The following is a 4,923-nucleotide window of genomic DNA, read 5'->3' on the forward strand; positions in this document are numbered from 1 at the left end:
ATGAATGAAATAGTCAAATACCACAATGATTTTAATAAAATACAATTACCTAACTTTAATGAAATAGAGCAAAATTTGTTGTGTTTTTTACTGACTAAAATCAAAGAAAAACAAAAAAATGAAATGATTACCTTATATCCTAAAGATTTGACAGGTTTTTCAGAGAAAAATTTATCAAATAGAGAGGTAACAGAAATTTTAAATTCTTTTGAAAATAAATTTTTTAAAGCTGATTTTACAATTATCCTAAAAGATGAAGTTAGAAATTTAATTGGAAAAATGCGAGTTAATTTATTTAATTATTTTGTAATATGGAAAAAATGGAGAGATAAATATAATATGGAATTAGGAATACTCGATGCTTGGGAGGAATTTACTCACATAGAAATACAAGTTAACGAACATTTTGAATATCTTGTTAATCAATTAACAGCTAATTTTACAGCCTTTGAACTTACCGAATTTATAGCCCTTAGTGGAAAATACACAAAAACCCTTTACCGCCTTTTAAAACAATATAGAGCAACAGGAAAAGTCTATTTTAAATGGGAAGAGTTTTGCAAGATTATGGACATACCAGAAAACTATAGACAAAGTGAAGTCGATAAAAAAATTCTTAATCCCGCAATCAAAGAACTTTCTAAAGAAAGAAATCTTTTTGACCAAAAAAGAACACCTTTTAAAAATCTTACTTATGAGAAAGAAAAACAAAAGGGAACAAGAGGACGTGGTGGTAAGGTTTCGGGCATTATTTTTACTTTTACACCTGAAAGTATTTTAATGCAAAAACTTGAAAAAGAAAGTGAAAAAATAGAAACACCTGAACAAAAATATTTCAAAATCTTAAATAATATGAGGCAAAACCAAGTAAGATTTATTTATAAAAATCAACTTTGGCAATTCAATGATTTTAATTTTGATGAATTTAAAATCATAGCAGTAGAGCTTATAAGAGATGAATATGAAAATTTAAACTTTAGAAACCATAAGCGTTTCACTGCAAAAAGTCAAGAGCAATTTTTTGAAATGATTGATACTTTTAGAAATCAAATCAGATAAATAATTTGTATATGCTATAATAAAAAATCCGCCTTGAGTTACTCTTAGCGGAAATTCGATATTAGGTGCGAAAAGGAACTTAAAACTAAAACAAACTATGAGAAAACATAGTAAGCGTTTTGTAAGATTATTATATCTAAATTTCACTTTGATTTTTATATAAAACTCTTTATATAAAAATCAGTAAAAAAATATTAAAATATTTATATGAGTAGGGCTGATAGGATAAAAGCTAAATTAGATTTGTTAAAATTGTTGATTATTGCTATATTGACTGCTTTATTTGGTGTTGTTGGTTTTGCAGTAACACACTATAAAACTTTAGATTTTGTTTTATCGCTTATGGTTTCTTTAGGAATTATTGTGTTACTCTTAGCATTAGTTTATCTTAGCATAAATTTCAATAAAGAACTTGATAAATTGGAGAAAGAAAAATGATAGGTGCTTTTGTTGCTATGTTTGGAATCATAGCCTTTGCTCTTGGTGTTATTTTGGTTGCTAAAATAGTAAAATCTTAGAATATACTTTTTCTACCTAAAAAACTTAAAAAAATATAATATTTTCACAAATAAAATTATTCACAAAAACTTTTTAAGCTTGTGAGAAAAGTTTATAATCCTCGCAGAGCAAATTAACACTTTACTTGTAAGGTGGATAATTTGCAAATTATCCACCTTATTAAAATAAGATGATAATTTATTTAAAAAAATATGTTATAATTTCACAAGTTCAATTATATATTTTTTTAAAAAGGAGCAAGGCAATGTTAGCACAGGAAAAACAAGACAATTTAGATTATATCTATATTGAAAAATTAAAAACAAAAAGCGAAAGACAGCTAAAAATAATGCTTGACACTTTAGAAAAAGAAACAATAAAAATTCAAGCAGAAAAAGCAAAGCTAGAGAGCAAATTAAAAGACAAAATCAAAAAAGGACACTTGATAAAAGATGCCTTAATGGAAAAATGGCGAACACCAAATGCTGAACTTTTAGAAGCGATAGAAGAAATAAAAAATGGCGGTGGAACACTTTGTAAATCAATGGAAGAATTTAAAGCAAAAATGGCAGAAGATTAATAGACAAGAAAATGAAATATGAAATTAAATACTCTACGAAGTTTAAAAAGCATTATAAAAAGCTAAACACCAAAGAACAACAAGAAGTAATAACAATCATCAACCATTTAGCAAATGATGAAACCCTAGAACCAAAATACAAAGACCACGCACTAAAAGGCGATTTTATCGGTTTTAGAGAATGCCATTTAAAACCTGATTTACTGCTAATCTATCAAAAACAAGATGATAAATTAATTCTTTATTGCTTAGATATAGGCTCACATAGCGAGTTATTTTAATGGGTGCTATCTCTAGCATTAACTTTAAAAAAAGCAATGCTATCCAAGCAAGGCATAATGATAGAGATTTAGCCCCTAATTACTTAATCGGTGGCAATTACGAATGCAATCACACACATAAAGAAGCATTAGCACTCAAAAATCAAATCATAAAAAATAGCATTGAAAAATATACAGAAATTACAGGACAAAAATTTCAAGCAAAAAGTTATGAATGGAGTGCGGTTGTTAATATAAAGCCCGATACAACAATGCAAGATTTAGAAAAACTTGCAGAGCATTTTCATAAAAAATATGGCTTTCAATGCTATCAAATCGCAATTCACAGAGATGAAGGACACATCAACGAACAGGGACAAAAAGAAATTAATCATCACGCACACTTAGAATTTATTACACTCAATAAAGAAAATGGGCGTAATATGTGGCGTAGAGAACTCATTACACCAAAAGTTTTAAGACAAATGCAAAGCGAAGTCGCTGAAATTTTAGAAATGCAAAGGGGGCAAGATAAGCGTATTACAAAAATAAAACGCATAGAACCACGCAAATACGCTCAAATGAAAGAAGCAGAAAAAAAAGAAAAAAAAGAGCTAAAACAAGAGCTTTTAAGCACTAAAGAAGTTAAAGAGAGACTAGAGGCAGAGCGTAAAGCGTGGATTTTAGAAAAAAATCACACCGCCAAAGAGTATAAAGCTTTAAGAGAATTAACAAACAGAATTTACACAGATAAAACAGAACTAGAAAAAGAAATAAAAGCCTTAAAAGAGCGTTTAAGTGATTTAGACAATGAAAATGCTTTACTAAAGGCAGAAAATCAAAAATTAAGGCAAGAAATAGGCTTAAATGAAGCAAATATTATTTCTTACTCTCCCCCTTTTTTAGATTTCAAAACAAAACTTATAAGCGAAGTGTATCATAATATCAAACACGATTTTAGCGATTATTACTTTGATAAAGAAAAAAAAGAATTTTCTAATCACAAACTAGATTTTAAAGTGCAAGATAATGGAAATTCTATTACTCTCAACTCAAACAATAATCAAAATATGAGTGAAAAAGTTAGCTTAATGCTTAAAATGGCAATGGCTAAAGATTGGGATTTAAACAATTTAAACATCAAGGGGAGTAACAAATTCAAAGCAGAATGTTATAAACAAATCACAGAAATTCAAAAAAACAAAATAAAAGCACTAGAAAGCGATTTAAAAGCAAAAGAGCAAAAAAACAATGAAATACATCAAAAAGAAAATAAAAACGATTTAAGAGGCGATTCTGAGCGTTTAAACGCACATAATGACAACGAATATATCATTGAAGCTCTCATAAGAAGTTTAAGCAATGCTTATACTAATACTCATTTTATTGATGAAAATAAAAACGAAATAAAAATTATGCCTGCAAAGAGTGAAAAACAAAAACAAGATAAAATTAAAAACATCCAAGAGAGCTTAAGAGCTATAAAAAAAGCAATTTCAGACTATGGGTTTTCAGAAAAATTCACAGAATGGGAAAAACAAAACCCATACTATAAAGAAGTTTTAGAAAACTATAAAGCAAAAGCACCTATAGCAAAAAAACAAGAACAGATTAAACGACAAGAACAAGGCAGAAGTTTATAAAAAACAAAAAAGCTTATTTCTAAACCCATCTCACTTTTTGCTATTAGCTAAGCAAATCGCACCTGTAAGGTGCTATGATTTGCAAATCGGGGTAAGGGGTGCGTGAAGTTTGTGTTAGCAAACGAACGGACAAGCACCCCTTCCTTTTGTTTAAGTTTAAAAGCAAAATTTTGCAAAAAATCAAAAAAATCAAAAAAATTTTGCGCAAATTTGTTTTAAATAAATATGTCTTGAATATGTCGGTTGTTTCAAACTTCGTATTTTAGGGAGTTAGAAAAGGAGAAAAGTAAGTTTTTTAATGCGAAAAGTAAGTTTTTTAATGCGAAATTTGATAGAAAAGTAAGTTTAAGTTTAAATCTTACTAATTGTTTGAAAAAACAAATTAAAAAAATTGTCTCTCATGCGCGCATGACGTACGTGCGCGAAAAAAATTTTTTTTATTTTTTTTATTTTTTATATATTTTTACGTGGCTTTCTAAGCCCTATATGGTGGGTGTTGGCTAAACTATTAAGGGGACGAATGGGGATTATTAAGGGGACGAATGGGGATTATTAAGGGGACGAATGGGGATTATTAAGGGGACGAATGGGGATTATTAAGGGGACGAATGGGGATTATTAAGGGGACTATAATATTGACAATTAACCCTATAATAATATATTATCGTTAATATAGGAGTTTTGAGAGTATTAAGGGGACGAATCTAAACCATTAACCATCATATTAAGGGGACTATAATATTTACAATTAACCCTTAATATGCTATAATAAAAAATCCGCCTTGAGTTACTCTTGGCGGAAATCCACTATTATAAGGCTTTTAGAATGAAAAAACATTCTAAGCGTCTTAGAGTAGTATTATATTTAAAATAAGGAAAATCA

General features: G+C 28.6%; 5 protein-coding genes. All 5 read left to right on the top strand.

The genetic code is table 11. The annotated features are described in order from the left end of the window. The 5 genes from CCUN_RS09500 to CCUN_RS09835 all read left to right on the top strand — a co-directional run bounded on the left by CCUN_RS09500 (nt 1) and on the right by CCUN_RS09835 (nt 4,040). Nucleotides 1–1,059 (top strand): replication initiation protein, encoded by a 1,059-nt coding sequence (locus tag CCUN_RS09500; protein WP_211093720.1) that lies wholly within the window; start codon nt 1–3, stop codon nt 1,057–1,059. Between the two features lie 207 nt (nt 1,060–1,266). Beyond that, on the top strand, nt 1,267–1,497 hold the full coding sequence (locus tag CCUN_RS09505) for a hypothetical protein (protein ID WP_085296703.1): 231 nt from the start codon (nt 1,267–1,269) through the stop codon (nt 1,495–1,497). A gap of 250 nt (nt 1,498–1,747) precedes the next feature. After that, nucleotides 1,748–2,137, top strand: coding sequence for a hypothetical protein (locus CCUN_RS09510; protein WP_218917142.1), 390 nt, complete (start codon nt 1,748–1,750; stop codon nt 2,135–2,137). 11 nt (nt 2,138–2,148) lie between these two features. Beyond that, nucleotides 2,149–2,418 (top strand): type II toxin-antitoxin system YafQ family toxin, encoded by a 270-nt coding sequence (locus tag CCUN_RS09515; protein ID WP_085296705.1) that lies wholly within the window; start codon nt 2,149–2,151, stop codon nt 2,416–2,418. Then, complete coding sequence (locus tag CCUN_RS09835) at nt 2,418–4,040, top strand: LPD7 domain-containing protein (RefSeq protein WP_164502924.1); 1,623 nt, start codon at nt 2,418–2,420, stop codon at nt 4,038–4,040. Before CCUN_RS09515 ends, CCUN_RS09835 begins: the two co-directional genes overlap by 1 nt. The last annotated feature ends 883 nt before the right edge of the window (nt 4,041–4,923 follow it).

The organism is Campylobacter cuniculorum DSM 23162 = LMG 24588 (assembly GCF_002104335.1).
In the GTDB taxonomy this organism is placed as follows: Bacteria; Campylobacterota; Campylobacteria; order Campylobacterales; family Campylobacteraceae; genus Campylobacter_D; species Campylobacter_D cuniculorum.